Below are 17,620 nucleotides of genomic sequence, written 5' to 3'. Positions count from 1 at the left end.
TTTATTCCCCTTTTCTTTTTGATATACCGACAACTTTATATAGAACGATCCCAGCAACTATGATCAAACCAACGACACTCATCGATCGTGCGAAAAATTCGTTCGTTTGCGGCAAAAGCCTCCGCACGGAACTCACGCTATCTTTCCCACCCTCCACAGTTGACAAAGAGCCTAATGTCCCCGGTAATCGATTTCGTGAGATCGTTGTGGATCGACGATTGACAATCTGTAACGTGCCATCCAGCATCCTATGACTGTTTTCAGCAACTACGAAATCGATTGGCAATTGACTTAACAGGTAGCCTTCAGGTGCGGTTATTTCTTCTAAAGCATAGGTTCCGTACCGCAGGCCTTTGATCTCAAACGCGCCTTCTCCATCGGAGGTTAGCTTGACAAGCTGCGCTTCCGTGTTGCTTGCGACCCATTGGTATGCGCCTTCCTTTTTTTGCAAGTACTGGCCTTGATTATTTTTGACTAGAAAGGCAGCTCCTGATAATTTCCTTTCCGAATCATTCATATCGACTTTGACAAAGCGCTTGCCGCCTGTTTTGATTTGACGTTTTCGGATGATTCGATCAAAGTCGGTTTCCAGCTGTGCCGTATTGATTAATGCTTGATCGACTTTCTCCTCTGATTGCAGCGTCATTGTGTAAGTTACCTTCAGTTCCTGTCCACTCAGCGGTATCAGATCGATCAAATTAAAATTCAGCTGAAAATGATGCGCTCCTGCAGTTGAGTGATAGCTTGAGAACACCTTTTTGTTCACTTCGACCTTGATCGATGAAGCATCCAGCAGCAATGCCGAATCGGCTTGATCTGAAAGAATGAACTTGCTGTATGCATTGAGTCCTGAAGGCAGTGTCGTGGTCAACTGATAGGTGATCCGATCCCCTAACTGATAGCTGTCTGACTCATTGACGATTTCTTTTTCAAACGGCGGCTGATTGCGTTCATTTTTGGGATACAGGTGAATCGGCTGATTGATTGGTACTCCTGAATCATTCACCAACGGCAGTACTACGATAAGGTCGTTGGTCATACTCTTGATATCTGCTGGCGCTGCAGTTTCCCGGAACAAGTAGACAGCATCTCGGTTTTGCGACTTTGCCGGCAAAGCGAACCGAGCAATTCCTTCCTCTCCATCGATCGTAGCGGTCGTTGCTTGAGAAGACCTCGTGCGTCCACTCACGTCCATTCCTATCAAACGTTTCTGAACTTCTTCAATTGAGATCGCTGAGCCAGCCACATCAAGGGCTTGATAAAAATCGGCAGTCACGTCATAAACCTCAAAAGTAACATTGTTTAAGCCTTGATATTGCTGAAGCCTTTCTTCTCCTGTATTTTGGGTTTCCTCTGGCATTTGATTAGCAGGAAAAACGATTTTGTGCAGTGTAAACTCAACGGATTCTTCCGCTAGTGCCTGAGCAGAAGTGAAAAAAAAGGGACTGACGACCAAGAAAAACAATAATAATCGGCGCAATCCTTTCATTTAGACCACCTCCCTCTTCACTCTTACCAAATACCACGCTGCCGCTAAAGCACTCAATGTACCAAACAGCACAACGGCCATTCGGCCCTCGCCTCCTGTTTTCGGCAGTGGCGTTTTCGATGTGTTTTCGACGATAAATTGAATTTGATTGTCGCCGCTTTCGGTCAAATCGACCTGCACTCGGTCTGTGGAAAGATCGGTCCCCTCATAGCTGATGGCAACCTCTCCTGTCGCAGAAACGACTACTTTGAACACGCCTTTTAACAAGACATGTGCATCCGGAGCTTTGGTCTCTTTCACAAAATACGTTCGATCGACACCTAGCGAAAAGCCTTTCCCATCCTGCATAAATTTGCCGATTCCAGCGCTTTCTGTTTTAGCCGTTGCCACAACCTTGGCTGTTTCATCTGCTGGATCTTTCTCATAAAGAGCAAATTCAGCACCTGCTAACGGCCGGCCATCCTCTGCCGCTTTTTTAAAAATCGACAGCTCAAACGGCCGAACCTCATTCAAGGCATCTGGAAGGACCACCTCGATCGTTTCTTCATTTATGGTGGTTTGCAATTCCTCAGCCTGTGGGTCTCCTGTTTTTTGGAACGTGATTTTCCCATCGACCGAAAGGGTCAACACACCTAGTTCTCCCAACAGTTGATAGCCTTTGGGTGCCTTCTGCTCCTCTAGCGTATACCTTCCAGGTTTTACATCCTCCAACGTGTGCCGTCCAGGTTCACTCAATTTCTCAGAAAAGGTATGGACGGTCTGGCCGTCTGTGTCCTTTAACACAAAGACAGCACCTGCTAACGGTTTTTTCTGAGCACGGTCTTGCTTATTCAGCACTAGATTGACATTTTTCAGTGTGTTGAACACGGTCTTTTGATCAAGTCCATCAACATTGCCTGCTTCATCGATATGAATCTGAACAGGGTTCATCGGAATAAATCCTTCAGGCACTTGCACTTCTCGCAGCCAATAGCTTCCTGGCTCAATGTCAGTAAAACGGATAATCCCCTCTGAGTTAGAGACAAAATCACCGTAACGCTTGTTTCCGCCTGTCTGTTTGTCGAAAAGGGCAAACCCGGCTTCTGCAAGCGCGACTGTAGTTCCAGTAATCCTTTTGTCCAGCTGAAAATCTACCGTCACAGCTTTCACACGAGTATGCACCCGATTAGAGTTTGCTTCTTTGATCGTTTCGTCGTAATAAATGGCTTTCGTCATGGCCTGGTTTTCCATCAAATCCGGAATACGATCGTCTGTGGTGTTGGTTACTTTTACTCGGATCTGCACCGTAAATGCTTTGCCGCGGTATTCTGGTTTTCCAGACAATGTATTGATGGTATCCATCGCTTCTTGAGCAATTTCTAACGTCAATTTATTGCTGTTGAGGTTGACCTGCTCAAAAGCATTTGGAATTTCATTGCCATCCAAATTGAACAGCTTAACGGCATCGATCGGCCATTGTGTTCCCAGCTCAATCCCTTCAGGCAGTTGATCCTCGATCATAAAGGTCTCCGGAACCATGACCGATCCGGAAACGACATTGATCGTTTCTTGATTGATATAGTAATAATAGTCTTGTCCAGTGGAAACGTACCGGTCTGCCTTTTCTGGGACTCCTGGGGCTAAACTAGCCGGATCTTCCGCGTCATGTCCTGCTGCTCTGTATTCCTCTGGGAGATCCCACGTGCCGATCCCATCTTCATACCGGTCTAAATCATTGTAGAACCGCTCCGCAAATCCGGAATTCTCTCCGGTTGGATTCTCCCAAGTGTCTCCTGCCTGGTATTGCTTGATCGGCTGGACTGTTTTTGTTGGATTCTTATGCTGGATCGCCCGTACGCTGCTGCTGGCAAATGAATTCCAGGCTCGTCCGTAGGTAGATCCGAATTTAAACCGATGCGCGGTGCCTTCCAACGGAAAAGTCACTGCGGCTCGATAAAAGGTCGCTCCGCCAAGATAATCGGTAAAGGTATTTTCAACATTCGAATAATAAACATCTTTGTCGTAATCAAAATTCCCGCTATGTTTCGCTAACGTAGTCCATTCTCCCAACACTCCGGTCTTCCCCTCCAAAGATCCGGCAAATTCATGGGAATTGCGGGTTTGTGTGCCTCCACTCTTGTAAATGACTTGACTGTTGCCATACCCGTTCAACGAAGCAAACGTGAGTGTTCCCGCTGAAGACGAGACCAGATTTACCACTGTGCTCGGATCATCGGCTTCAAAAAATTCAAATTGAATGTCGAACTTGTTAATAAACCCGTAGACTACGCCTGAAAACAAATTGGTCGAAAATTCCATCCACGGTCGATTGGAATACTCGGCTTTCCACCCCACCCAGCTAGGGGAAGGGCCGATAACAATATTGGTCAATGTGATCTTGGCCCCGATGCTCACATACTCCGGTTCCTGCTCTGTACTGCTCAACGTTTCATAGGCACCCACATGATCATAGGTCAATGTGATTTCTTCGTTTTCAGTTTTCCCACTGATTGTTCTGTATTGCAGGATGCTTCCATTTGGATGATTACTGATTTGATTGACGTAGGGATTGCTGTTTCCCCCGCGATCGTAAGCCAACACGACCGATCCAGAGCCATTCACGAATTCTTTGTAGGTCTGTGAAGAAGTTCGTGCAGCATAAGCGAACGTCAAATCATGGAGACTGTTGTTTTCTTTATTGGGTTTATGCACAATATTCGGTTGATACTCACTGCGGCCTTGCTGCGAAGCAACGTCTACCTCGACCTTGTTCGCGATCGTCTTGTCAGACAAAATCAAGTCCTTGCCTTGTGCTTCATTTGCAAATGCCGTCGTCATCATTTCCCTAAGAGGAATTTCTTGTTGCGGATGAGCTGGTTCGGCTTGCAGATGCTCTAATGTGTAAGGTCCTTCCTCTTGGCTGAGTAAAACATCACGATCCAATTTTTCAGAATCAGACTGCTCATCTACTTGCAGAGTGATCAACAGCTGCGGTTTATCTAACGAGGTTTCAATAGTGACGTGTCTTTTCGTTTCATAAGAGAAGTCTTTTTCAATCCACCATTCATGCTCGTGTTCCCAATTCGTTGAGACCATATCAGCCGTCTCTTCCATCTGCAGTTTTAGTTTTGTCGCGGATTCATGCACAGCCTTCCGTTCATAGTAGAGCGTCCAAACAATCTTCCCCTCCTGCTCCTTCGATCGATAGGAAACCTTTACCCGCTCATTATCCAAAATGGTTTCAGCGTCCACCACTGCTTGACTGTCTTCTGGAAATAAAGCTCCAAGCTGCAGCAAACAGGGAATGAGCAAGGCCAGTAGCAAAAATCCGCACGATACTCTCCTTTTCATTTTTCACCTGTCCTTTCTAAAATCCTCTCGAACGTCTAAGCGCCACCTCTTTCTCGAAAAATTTATTTTTTATTATTTGATTGACAATATTTAATGATTATAAAAAAACTAGAACTTGATGTGAAATAATTATAAAAATACTTAAAATACCTTTATATAAATGTTAACAATTAAAATATAGCGAATCAAATACACTATAAATAACTATAGTGCATATCAAAAATTAAATATCTCGTTATTTATACCGTTTCCTTCGGTTATCTATAGACACTTGTATCGATGCCTCCAGTTATCTGGAACGCTTATCTTTATGCCATTTATTCAATCCTTTAAAAATATTTTTTTCAAGTTGACTCATATCAGCAAAGTGTTAGCCAAGAACGCTAAAAAAGCCAAGAACAATACGATTCTTGGCTTTAAACGGACCGATTTTTTTGTACTTTAGACAGAAAGATTCAAATGACGATATGACAGCTGTTGCTATCACGAAACTAAACGACTCTGTGATGTTTGAAATCTCTGCAATGAACGATGAAGAATACTTTCGCCTTCATGCATCCGCTTCTGGGAACAGTGGAAGATGAAGCAAACTAGCAAAAGCCTTCAATGATCGGACTTTCTTTATACACGTTGATCCGTCTAATGAGTGCATCAATCCCTTCTCCACTCATTAACTGAAGGAGTATGGAAACTCTGTCTTCTTATTTTATAGACCTCATTTATTGTTCACTCAAATACAAAAAAACCGATAGGATAATCCAATCGGTTTCTTCTGGAAAAGGGCAGATGCTATTTTGTCTCTTGAGTATCCGATTTTTCTTGTTCCTTCAACTGTCCATCCTTCATGACCAATACACGATCGCAATACTTGACCAGTCGCGTGTCATGGGTCACCATGATTGTCGCCTTCTTCTTTTCCTTCGTCTCTTCAGCCAGAATTTTCACAACTTCATACGCTTTTTCAGAATCCAAGCTGGCGGTTGGTTCATCCGCCAAAATAATCGTTGGATCATGGTATAAAGCCCGCGCGATTGCGACCCGCTGCCGTTCACCCCCGGAAAGCTCTTCCGGGTATTTATTCTGCAGGCTGTCGATCTCCAGCTGTTTAAACAATTTTTCAGCCGTATCGGAATTTTCTTCTTTACTGACCTTATCAACCAATTTTAATTGCTTGCGAACCGTTAGAAACGGCACCAGATTTGAGGCCTGCAGGATGAAGCCGATCTCCTTAAAACGCAATTTCGCACGTTCCTTCTCCTTTTTTTCACTAAAGTCCTCATCATTGATCAGCACTTCTCCTTCAGACGGTGTCTGCAGTCCCCCAGCAATCGTTAAAAATGTACTTTTGCCCGACCCGGATGGTCCAATGATCGCCACGAATTCGCCCTTTTCCACCGAGAAGTTGGTTTCCTTGAGCGCTTCAATCGTTGAATCTCCATCTTTGAATGACTTTTTGACTTGTTTAAATTCAATCGCAGTCATGCGTATTCCTCCTTAAATTTGCGTCCTTGGTTGATTCGCTTAGCCAATGGCTTTTAGCGGATCGATCTTGACAATCGTACGAACAGAGAAGAAGGCACCGACCATTGCAATCAGTATCATCAGCCCGCTGATGCCTGCGAAAAATAACGCATTTACTTGAAACGGTACCGCTTCAGGCAGCACCAAGGCGGTTCCTAGTGTGGCAATCAAACCGATCGCCACTCCCACGGTTGCCAGTAAAAAGGTTTGAGCGATCACGGAGTTGGAGATATATCGGCTGGAAATCCCTTGTGCCTTCATCACACCAAAAATTTCGGCCTTTTGCATCGTCAATACATAGATAAAAATACCAATGACGATCGCTGCGATCACGATCAGAAATCCGATCATGAAGCCAAAGGTCAATACCTGTGCACTGTAGCCCGGCAAAGCATTGATAAAAGAAGAAATACTGGTTTCTTCCAGATCATCCGGAATCGTTTGGACCTCTCCACGAGTGATAATCGCATTGATCCGTGTATTATCCGTCACATTGTCTGATTCAAAACGGATCTCCTGATAGGCTCCGATCGTTGTATAAAGAACCGGGGCTACATTAAATTTCGCATTGTCGGTAAATCCTACGATCTTCAGTTTTTTATCATTTCCTGCCATTTTGATCGTCTCACCTAGCTTGATGTCGTATTGATCCCTTAAGCTGCTGTCTGCTACTGCTTCATCGTCTGACGAGAACATCTCACCGCTAACGATCGCCGGTGCTAAGAATTGGTCACGATCGATCCCAAAAAAGCTGGCATCGATTTTTTCTTCGCCCTCTCCTTGAATGACCCCCGCAGTTTGTGCAAGATAGGCTTTTTCATCTGCCTCCACTTCATCGAAGGTTTTAATCGGGATCATTGACATATTCAAATTGTCATTGGCTTCTTCGGTTAGTAAAATTGTGTCCGCATTCCATTTATCTACAGCCGTTCGATTGTCTTGAGCCAGCCCGTAAGCCAAACCGGTCAAAAAGAAAACGAGGTAGGCGATCAAAAACATGACCCCCATGACCAAGGTATAGCGTAATTTGGAATGTCGTATTTCATTTATCGCTAAAAACATGAGAAATCCTCCACTTATCACTTGATAAAATTAAGGTATCACGATTGGTTGTGAAACGAAAATATAATGCTTGCAGCCCTTGCAAGCAAAAAAGAGCCGAATCTGATCAATCAGACTCGGCTCTTTTTAGTTTACGTTTAATCAACCATTAAATTCCCATAGCTGATCACAGTCTTCTCATTTTGATCTTTGTGATGAGGCGATTCATTGATGCTCACAATTGCTGAATTTACTAACAAAGCTACCACTTTGCCGCTGCAGATCGTTTTGTTGTACTGAAACGAAACTGCCTGTCCTTCGTTAAATGCTTTGCTTTTCTCAGATGCTTCTGATTGTTTCCACCCGTTGTATCCCATTCAATTAGCCCCTTTTCTTGGTTTAACTCACTACTGTAAAAACCGATTGATTGAATAAAAAGAAACGATCCAACTCATTTGGACCGTTTCTGACTGGTTATCGATTAGCTTTTGAAAATATTCGTTGCTTGCAAGCCGCGTTGGCCTTCTTCAATATCAAAAGTCACTGCTTGACCTTCGTCTAATGTTTTGAAGCCGTCACTTTGGATCGCTGAAAAATGTGCGAAGACATCTTGTCCGTTGTCCTGAGTGATAAAACCAAAGCCCTTGTCTGCATTAAACCATTTCACTGTACCTGAATTCATATGTGTATCCTCCTAATGCGTTTCGCACAATTAAATTTGCAATACCTTGTTGCTAAAAAAGAAGAATAACCACACCCATACGAATGAAATGACTCTTTGATTTAACTGACAAATCTACTACAACTTCTACTATACACACATTGAACCCCAATAGATACCTTATCGAGGTTAATTATCCATTCATGGATAAACTTACGTGTTCCTTAATATTTGCTCCTGGTTTTCTAAGGTTTTAAGGAAAATGAACCGCATTTTTACTTGAAGGCAACTCAGCTGCTCCAAAATACAGCAACGAAATCGGTGCGATCGCCTACTACAATCAGCCTGCCTGTGGTTGTACGTAAGCAAAATCAGTTGTTGAAGGAAATTCAGTCGATTAATCAATCACGTAAGCCAGGCTCAGCTTTTAAAAGATTGAATCCCTTTTATACGTTCTATCTAAATAGCCGCTGAAACGATGACAAAATCATCTCTTCAACGGCTGTTGTTTTAGTGGCCTACTTTCGATCCCTCAGTTCCCTCATCAACCATACCGCCAGCAAAACCAGCAGCACACCAAAAAGAGAAACGAAAAATCCCTGATTTATCTCCCCAGTTTTAGGATATGCTTGCTGCTGTACCGCATATCGTGGAACCAATTGCCCCTTCATTTCAGGCAGCTGTTCTAATTCAACGGGTACTTCTGCAACCTCTACTCCTAGCTGACCGTGGATCTGAATAGTCGTATCCATGATATCACCTATTTAGCAAAATTCTTAGTTCCATTTTACAGCATCAAATTTCAGGCTCAATGTGTACGCTAATTGCATTTGAGCCGTCGCTGTCGCATCCCCAGAATAGGTAAAGGTTGCTTGGTTATTTTCCGGTGTGGTTTCAGGCTCCGTTGCGACCATTTGGTTTTTGTTGTTCGCCAAAGTGATCAATTCGGCATTCAGTGGTGTTGCCAGTGAACCATTGGTTACCAAATTAGTCGAAGCCGTTGTTGGCAAATTGCCGGCAGAACCTTTGACGTCTAAGTTTAAATTGAAGTCGCTTGGCAAGGTTGGGTTGCTGCCGTTTTCGGTAAATCCATTCGCGGTCACTGTTACAGGACGTCCGGAATTGTTAACGATTGAATAGGTTGGTGCTTTGATGCTTTTGTCGCTTGCTGTGTTGTAGAAAATCGTCTTGGTAGGTACTGTGACGTTGATCCAGTTTACATCCTCTTCAGGAATGTTGGCTTCTGGGTCGGTATTGTCGGCACCTAACGTTCCATAGACCTCAATATCTGCCGTGGATTGACTATTGACCGGTTGCTGGCTGCCGGTTTCGGTCCCGTCTGCGGCAAAAGCCAATGGTGCTGCGCTCAAGGCGATTCCTGTTGCTAATAACATAACTAGTACTTTTTTCATTCTAGTTTCCTCCTATATAAACAATGACTGTGTAACCTAAAGTTAGTTGACTGAAATAGTGACGCCTGCTGAGACCTCGCCCTGCTTTTTCTTCGTCTGGGCATCATACAGGCTGAAAGTTGCGGTTGCTTGATGGGTTCCTTTGGACAATGACTGGTCCAACTGAACCTGATCGATTTCTTCTCCAGGATGAATCGCTCCTGAGGTGTAAATGATTTCACCGGTTTGATCTTCTTTAATCTCGACATTGACCGGATAGGCATTGCTCTTAGGGTTTTTGATCGGCAAATACCCTTTTTGTGTCTCACTGCTGATGGTGGCATCAGAGGCGATCATCATCGTAAAGTTGCTTTCATCTACCTTTTGTTGAGCAAGGTCAGCCAGCTCTTTATCCGACATCTTCTTGGCATCTTTTCCTTCGGGCAAAAAATCGCCGCTTATCACCGACATCGCCTGCGGTTTTGGTGCGAAAAAGAAATGATACGTGCCGTAGCCGCCGAGAAGCAGCAGCAAAAGGGCTAAAAGCAGCCAGCCTTTTTTGCGTTTCTTTTTTTCTTCCATGGCATAACTCCTTCTAATTTGTGGGAACTCCTGAAATAGTAAAGGAAAAACGATAACTCAGTGTTTGGGGTTCGGTCAAAGGTCCGGAGTAGTCACCAGCTAAATACAAAGCAGCTTGCGCATCCGTATCCCAAAATGGGTGTAACAGTACTGGTGTTAGACTTAGCGGATCCTTCTCAGTCAAGGGACCGAGTGTAACTCGTGTGCCGCTGTCCACTTTTTCGGCGATCAGTGACAAAATGACCTCCTGTTGCTTCGTGTTGAACTGTTCTACCAAAGAAATCGCTGGTGAGCTTTCCGCTTTGCGTGTAATCTCTTTTAGACGAATCTCAGTGGGGAGATTGCCCGCATTGCGCATCGTATACTCTTCCAAATTCTGCTCTTTGCCAAACGGTCCAGATTTCGGACTGTCAAATGCTAACGCCTTATTGGAAAACTGGATCAGAACATAAGGCGGTACTTCAGCGACCGTTTCCTGCCAAAGGCTTTCAAAAGTATACCCGGCAATTCGTTGATCATCTGCCTGAGCGTATACATAGTAATTTCCCGCCAGCAATCTTGTAAATGAATGGTTCGTTTCAGCTCCAACCGGGAGAGAATGATTCGTCAAAACAATATCTGCGACCTCGTTTACACCATTCGTCGTATCCGCGTTTTGAATGCTGTCCTGAGCAGTATCCTCTGCGAGAGCTCCGCTATACAACCGTTTGTTTGCCAGTTTGTAGCGTACGTTGCTGCTTGAAGTGGTTGCAGGTGCAGCCGCAGTTAGTTGTACTTCAAGACTGCTGATGTCCGGACCAGTCACTGGTGCCGCCGTTGGTTGGTCGATCGAGGGCATTGGGGCATAGACAAACGAATACCCATCGTCGATATTTCTCGATGCTACAGAGTAGCTTGCTCCAGAATTCACCTTGGGCACATACGTCTTTTGTCCATCGGCACTTAAGTACGCCAGCTTGTAAAGGGCTGCAGCCGTATCTACACGCTTAAAGATGGGACTCATGGAACTTAGTACTTGCTTAGAGGTGCTTGCCGCATCAAATACAATCGAATCTGGCGCGTTGGCATTGATCGTCGGATTGCTGCCGGAAAAGCTGTTCGCATTCGTCGTAAAATGCCCAATCGAAGCTTCGTCAAAATTCATGGTCAGAGCCGCCGTACATAAGGTTGCCATATTGGACACATAATTCGTGCCTCTAATTTTTTTATAAGAAAACTTGGCTTGCTCTTGAACATTCAGCACAGCACTGTTGTAGAAAAGATAGTCTTTACTGGATTCAATCGCAAGTGAAGCCCGCTTTTCTACTGTGACCGATTGACTGGTACTGTAAAAGACCCCGGTTGCATTTGGCGAATCATTGTAGACAGTCGTGTCGCTGTCTTCGGCAAAGCTCACTGTTCGAAAGCCTTCGATAAATTCACCGCCATTGCTTCTTCCCGAAGAATAGAACTGGTTTTTCCCTTTGAAGGTCAGTGTGTTGCTGCTCCCATTGTTGCCCCAAAAAGGCTGACTGCCGTTTTGAATATGGTAATTGACGTTTTCAACCGTGAAACGGATTCCGTTGCTGCCGGTATATAGAATGCCGTACCAAGAACTATTGGGGTATGTGCTGCTGCCGAATGACAGATTCTTATAGTGAACGTCGATATTGTTCGCTCCCGTACTAAATTGGGGCGTATCATAATTTGAGCCGCTGTATAAAAGAGCATGGCCATCACCATCAATCACGGTAGACTGATTGATCGAGATCCAGTTAGCATTGTATACAATGTCATTTTCTAACTTTATGTACTTCGTTTGCCCTCCAGCCGCTATGTTCAGTACATCCTTTAATTCTTGAAACGTAGTGACCAGATAAGGATTATCAGCGATTCCGCTGCCGACTGCCGCTCGACTATCGGGTTCCTCCTCCACTGCTGCTTCACTTGCACTTTCCGAAACAGGCGGCTCACTAACTTCAGAAGATGAAACCGTCTCTTCCTCTGAAGAATCTGTACTCGTCTCTTCCAATACATAGGAACTAGTTGAAGATTTTTGCGTGGAATATGAGGATGCGGCCACCTCTTTTGCCCAGGCAGGAAGACTAAGAATGTGCAGAGCTAAAAAAATCGCTGCAGCTTTTATTGCTTTTTTTATAACGATCCCTCCTTCGCCCTTAACCAATTTCATAGAATAACGAAATAAACTTCAACGATTGGATAAGATTTTATACTAAATAACAATTATTACAAATAAAATAAAAGTTCATTTAAGATAAAATTAATAATTTTACTCTTTTTTTCATTCTGTAATCACATTTTTGGGTTATCGATTGGTTATTTACATTTATTAAATAGCAAAAATTATTAAAAGGGTTTTCTGCCAATATAACACTCATCGATATCCTCTTTCTTGCCGTGCAAAAAAACGATTGTCCATTTTGGATAATCGGTTTCTATGAAACGTATTTTTATCGAAGGCATGTTAAAAAGGCACACGGATTGACTTCGTGCACCTTTTACTTTACTGTCCTTCCTTTAGCTTTATCGGAACATATCTTTGCATTTGTCGATATCCTAACCCTTTGACGATGTCCTGCTGATATTCGTTTGCCTCATCAAGATAAGGCATATTGAACATGAAACTGCGAGTATTATCGACTTCAAAATTGGTCGTCGCTACCCACTGATCAATTTTGTCATGCACCTTTTGAATACTCTCGTCGTCCTCATCGATACTGACTGCCATCGCGTACAGCCCGCCTGGAAAATCGACAAGCTCAAGCGGATGAACATCGGCTGCCTTCACACCCTCTTTTATAAAAAGCGACTCAAATGTCTAAACTTGTTCCCGCCTGCACCAAAGAAGCCCAATCATTCATCTAGATGACTGGACTCTAGAGGTTCAATAAACGCACGAATACATCAGAGCTTGCTCCTACAAAGGCGCTAAATCCGGTTCCCCATTTTCTAGAATAAAATGAAACGGGCCTTCGTGAGTAAAGGGTCTCCGACCGCCGCGATAGTGATCGTCGGTAAAGGTCATAAAGCTTTTTACATAATGATTGGCAGTATCGATCGTGTAAGAGACACACAGACCCGATTCTTCCACCCAGTCGACCGAAAAAATCCCGCCAGGATATTCCTCGATATGGATCGTCTCAACATCAGTGCTGCCTTTGTCCTCTTCACGAGTGGAGGTCCAGCGCAATTGATCGTTCTCTAAAAAATCAATTCGAAATTCCAGCCCTGAATCAAATTTGATCTCCGCTATTTTACCTTCTAATGGATGTGTTTTCATCGTATTCTCCTTTTTTTGATAATCCCTATTTATCTGATTGGAGCGCTATCGTTCTCCTAAGATGACGAACGTATTACAAATCCCTCAAAAAATCGCTTCATTTACCTGTTCTCCTCACTTCGATAAACCAGCCCCAACCCTTTTAAAAAGTTACGCGCATATTTGTCACCACAAGGTTTAAAATTCCGGTGCCCTTCTTTCCGCAAAATGGCGCCTAGTTCTCCCTTTGAAGGGTAGACTTTCGCTTCAGCAAGAATTGCCAACATGTCATCGCTGGTCAGGAATAAGGCGATTTTTAACTTTTTCAGAAGAACATTGTTGATATAGTTGATCTCTTTATTTTGTGGCGTTGTTTCTTCAACTGGTTTATTCTTTTGTGGTCCACGTTTAAGTATAATAAAGCCATTTAGAAAGGCATTGAGTTCTTGATTATCGATCGGTTTCAAATACACATTGTCTTCCCCACGTGAAGCCGGCTTTACTTTGATCAACATCTCATGCATGTCTTCCTTAGTGATCGTCAGTCCCCCTAGTTCAAAGGACTTCATGAGATCGCTATCCTTAATGTCAATCGCGTATCTTAAACGCAACAGTCTGTCATTGTTGTTCATTTAGAGTCTCCTTGTTTTCGATGATTGCTTGTCCTATTAATAAGAATCTACAATAGATCCTTCGTTTTGTATAGATAATAGATAGAAAAGTATCTTCTATATTATAGACAAAGTATCCCCAAAAAAGCCATGCCCAATACCAATTGAGTACAGCTTTATTTTTACTGCGTGTTAAACTTATCGAGACAGTCTGCGGCAAAGCAATCGTGTTGCCTTCTATTCCACCAGAATGGTACGCCATTCAGACCAGTACATCCTCTAAAATAACCTTGAGAAGCCGTACCTTTATCAGATACGGCTTCTTTGGATATTCTTCTATTTGTTTGATGCATAGCCAAAGGAATAGAACTGAAGATCCTCTTCGTTTGATTTTAACCTATTTCCACGCTGAACCACGTCCACTTTTGTCAAAGCAACCTTTACTCTGGTTTGCTGCGGTTGCACTTCCTTCTGTTCATACTCCAGTACACAACACCTATTAGACTTCCGACTATTGCAAACAATGCAGAAACTTTCAGCATTGAGCTGATTCCATTTCCTCCGGTACTAGGCATTGGTTTTGACACAAAGTTTTTGACATGTATCGTCAACTTGTTTCCCGAATCGGTTATTCCTCCACTGATGGTTACCAGCGAATGAGAATCTGCAGTGAAGCTTCCATCCTGATTGATCGTAAAATGAAATGCGTCCTCCATACCGATACACATGTAAGGGACCTGTGATTCCGTCAGTGTATAATCTCCTGGTTTCAAGCCTGAAAAATCAAAGGACGGTCCATCGTTGAGCTCTTGGCTATAGCTATTCGGTCCACTTAGGGTAAAGGATGCTCCACGTAAAGGATTGCCACGTTCATCGACTTTGTTGACTTCTATCGAGAAATCCTGCAGTTCATTCCTAAGAACATAATTTTCTTGCTCTTCGATCTTAGTTACCAAACCCGTCTTGTCCGCATTTTCTGCCACAACTAATTCCAGCGGTCCGATTGGTTTATGTCCTTTGGGCACATAGGTTTCTTCGATTTCATAGCTTCCTAGCGGCAAATCCTGAAAACTTACTGTTCCATCATCTCCCGGTTCTACATTACTTGCTGCAACGATATTAATTCCTGTTTTCGTTAGTTTGAACTTTGGCTTGTCTGTATCAAAGGGTGTCGTCCCGTCATGAGAGACCTTCTTAAAAGAAGCATCGGTCGTCATCAAAGTATTCGTGATGACGATTCCTCCCGTTGGTACGTTTTCCGAAGTAAAGCTTCCTCCTGAGATATTCTTGGTGTACCCTGGGACACTAGTCAGAGCGTTGACTTTTTCAATCACACGATAAGTATTTTCCGATCCGCCCTCTACGCCAGTAAATGTTCCTTGCCAACTATTTCCTGGATCCAATTGAAGACTGTCTACGTCACGCCATCCACCTGTAACTGTACTGTCCTGTTTTTGCAGCACAGCAGTCAGGGAGGTCGTTCGGAGCTTCCAGTAGTTTGCTTCACCATTTACCGTATCTACCCATTCCTTTTTGACTGGGACATCGAATTGAACATCCTTTTTGCCGTATTTGATTGACGGAACACCAAAATGTAGTTTATCGTTCGATCGTTCAGGTGTAGGTTCCAATGTGGTTGCCTTGTTCGCTGGATACCACTCTCCTGGCACAAATTGCGGATGATCCGTATTCAACTTAACTTTGTAATTGATAATGTATTCTTGATTCCTAGTTAAGTTAATATCCTTCACTTTAATGGTTCGACTGGGATCGTCGTACTCTATAGATGCCCAATTTTCATAAGGAGTGCTACTTGATGTTCTTGTTATTGTAGGGTTCCCTATTAGGGTCACCATATCGCTTAAAGGATCAATCAAGTTCCCCTTTTCAACTGTCCGCGTAATGGATTTATACCATTCCATAACATAGCTAGTGAGATCATCAGAGTCTTCGATGTGTCTAAACATATAGTCAGAATCAGCTGTTCCGGCGGTTCCTGTCTTTCTAGTTGCCATTCTGGCTAAACCACTCAACAATTGGTTTTTACTAAAGCCACCTTGCGCTTCAATCGCCACAGCAAGAGTATGGATCTCCACCCCTTTTTGTTTGACAGCATAAGCAGTCGAATTGGCTAGTGTGATATGACTAGTGATAGCGAACTGATTCGGATATGAACCTCCAGTCGCAGAAGCTTTAGGATCTCCTCCATTCCCTCCTACATTTTGACCACTTTTATAATTTGGCGGAGAACCTTGATCAAATTTTCCGATGATCACTGGATCAGTTTTATTGAGCAAATGTGGCGCAGTGTCATCTGCTTTAGATACAGGGTTCCAGCTTTTTGTCGGTGCACCATCTGTCAAAACGAACATCATTTTTTTTCGATTCGCATGTTCCCCCTGTCCAGCAGTCTCCAGCAAATCACTACCCACTTGAATTGCTTTTTGAGTAAATGTCTGACCTTGTGTCATTATATTTTTATAGGTTTGTGCCAGACTTGTCCACTTTGATGTAGTTGCAGAAACAGATTCTTTATGTACAACATCTGTCCCAAAGATAACGCCACCTACTCGAATATTCGCACCGTCATTCGTCTTCATATTTACAAGTTCATCTATAATTGACTTCATGGCTACATTCGCTTTTCCTTTTCTATCGCCGGGAAGAAAAGGAGCTGTATTCATCGAACTTGAAGCATCTAGAATAAACATGATGTCTACCCCAGGCTCGTAGTTGATATTCCCGCGAACATTCAGCTGAATATCAAATTCTTCTGGGTTAGCGGTTTGCATCGCCATTTTTCGAATCGATAAGTTTTCTTTTTTCAAGGCGTCGTTACTACCATAGTGAAAATAGGAATCTGAAAAATTGGATTGACTGGTATCCCAGCTTTCTACACCATCCCAGCCTGCAACATCGTCTCTCATTCCTTGATGATTCCGAACATTGGTTTGACCTTCCGGTATCCAATGATGCTCTGGATACGTTCCGTTTTCATCCGTTGTGTATACAGGAAGTCTCTCATTATACATGGATTGATACTGCCTAGAGCTTTGGGTTGTCAACTCTGCGTTCGCAGAATAAACAGATTTTTTCACTGGTTCATTCTTAGGATTCAGCAGAATATACGGGTCACCTTCATTAAGATCCGTTTCTTTAATGACCTTCTCATTATTTTCATTCCGTTCTTCCTCTAACTGAGCATAGAGTTGCAGGTGTGTGACCTCCTGTGGAGTGATAAACGTCAGCTCGCGTTTTTCTGATTCCGAAAACTGTTCTTCTACTAACCACCCCTTTTCATCATCCATACCATCTACCAACTGGTATTCAACTGGCTGTCCTCCCGCATCTAAACATTTGAATTTTGCACGTTGACGTTTGTTTGGCGTATCACTTTCCCTTTCCATCACCAGATGCCAATGATTCACCTCTCCTTGTTCTTCCACTTTATAGGTTAGAGAAAAACCATCCTCGCTGATCAAAGTAATCGCTGTATCCGCGAATGCTCGTATCCCGATTGGCATAAAATGAGAAAAAAACGAGAAAGCAATTACCAAGCTTAGTAGTACTTTTAGTTTCTTCAATTTCTCTCTCCTCTCTTTTCTTATCTGCCTGAGCACCTATAGTGTACACAATTCGGTGAATTTTCGCTTTTTAACAAAAAGTATTTACATCGTTGTTTTTTGGATGGGTAAACGCTAAGAAAATAACGAACGTTTTAATTTTTACGTTATT

Annotated in this window: 14 protein-coding genes; all 14 read right to left on the bottom strand. The window is 43.3% G+C overall.

Features of this window, described 5'->3' with window-relative positions; genetic code table 11:
* Position 1: 1 nt before the first annotated feature.
* Positions 2-1,489, bottom strand: a complete 1,488-nt coding sequence (locus NRIC_RS13100; protein WP_146623150.1) for a SpaH/EbpB family LPXTG-anchored major pilin — start codon at positions 1,487-1,489, stop codon at positions 2-4.
* Positions 1,490-4,819: a SpaA isopeptide-forming pilin-related protein gene (locus NRIC_RS13095; RefSeq protein ID WP_146623149.1), complete on the bottom strand. Its 3,330-nt coding sequence runs from the start codon at positions 4,817-4,819 to the stop codon at positions 1,490-1,492.
* Positions 4,820-5,608: 789 nt separating this feature from the next.
* Entirely contained in the window at positions 5,609-6,301 is a 693-nt protein-coding gene (locus NRIC_RS13090; protein ID WP_146623148.1) for an ABC transporter ATP-binding protein, read from the bottom strand.
* Between the two features lie 39 nt (positions 6,302-6,340).
* Positions 6,341-7,402 (bottom strand): ABC transporter permease, encoded by a 1,062-nt coding sequence (locus tag NRIC_RS13085; protein WP_146623147.1) that lies wholly within the window; start codon positions 7,400-7,402, stop codon positions 6,341-6,343.
* A 137-nt stretch (positions 7,403-7,539) separates the two neighbouring features.
* Entirely contained in the window at positions 7,540-7,758 is a 219-nt protein-coding gene (locus NRIC_RS13080; RefSeq protein WP_146623146.1) for a DUF2187 domain-containing protein, read from the bottom strand.
* A gap of 104 nt (positions 7,759-7,862) precedes the next feature.
* A complete protein-coding gene (locus NRIC_RS13075; RefSeq protein ID WP_146623145.1) occupies positions 7,863-8,063 on the bottom strand; it encodes a cold-shock protein in 201 nt (66 codons plus the stop codon).
* A 497-nt stretch (positions 8,064-8,560) separates the two neighbouring features.
* Positions 8,561-8,794: an LPXTG cell wall anchor domain-containing protein gene (locus tag NRIC_RS13070; protein WP_146623144.1), complete on the bottom strand. Its 234-nt coding sequence runs from the start codon at positions 8,792-8,794 to the stop codon at positions 8,561-8,563.
* 24 nt (positions 8,795-8,818) lie between these two features.
* A complete protein-coding gene (locus NRIC_RS13065) occupies positions 8,819-9,454 on the bottom strand; it encodes a hypothetical protein (RefSeq protein WP_146623143.1) in 636 nt (211 codons plus the stop codon).
* Between the two features lie 42 nt (positions 9,455-9,496).
* Entirely contained in the window at positions 9,497-10,015 is a 519-nt protein-coding gene (locus NRIC_RS13060) for a hypothetical protein (RefSeq protein ID WP_146623142.1), read from the bottom strand.
* 13 nt (positions 10,016-10,028) lie between these two features.
* Positions 10,029-12,185, bottom strand: coding sequence for a hypothetical protein (locus tag NRIC_RS13055; RefSeq protein WP_146623141.1), 2,157 nt, complete (start codon positions 12,183-12,185; stop codon positions 10,029-10,031).
* 333 nt (positions 12,186-12,518) lie between these two features.
* Positions 12,519-12,803, bottom strand: coding sequence for a hypothetical protein (locus NRIC_RS13050; protein ID WP_227873800.1), 285 nt, complete (start codon positions 12,801-12,803; stop codon positions 12,519-12,521).
* A 129-nt stretch (positions 12,804-12,932) separates the two neighbouring features.
* Complete coding sequence (locus tag NRIC_RS13045) at positions 12,933-13,295, bottom strand: MoaF-related domain-containing protein (protein WP_146623140.1); 363 nt, start codon at positions 13,293-13,295, stop codon at positions 12,933-12,935.
* Positions 13,296-13,396: 101 nt separating this feature from the next.
* Positions 13,397-13,906: a YehS family protein gene (locus NRIC_RS13040; protein WP_146623139.1), complete on the bottom strand. Its 510-nt coding sequence runs from the start codon at positions 13,904-13,906 to the stop codon at positions 13,397-13,399.
* Positions 13,907-14,325: 419 nt separating this feature from the next.
* Positions 14,326-17,469 (bottom strand): SpaA isopeptide-forming pilin-related protein, encoded by a 3,144-nt coding sequence (locus NRIC_RS13030; RefSeq protein WP_146623138.1) that lies wholly within the window; start codon positions 17,467-17,469, stop codon positions 14,326-14,328.
* Between the last annotated feature and the right edge of the window lie 151 nt (positions 17,470-17,620).

The organism is Enterococcus florum (genome assembly GCF_004309355.1).
Classification (GTDB): domain Bacteria; phylum Bacillota; class Bacilli; order Lactobacillales; family Enterococcaceae; genus Enterococcus_A; species Enterococcus_A florum.
Note: the sequence above shows the minus strand (reverse complement) of the source record. Positions and strands in the feature narration are given on the sequence as shown.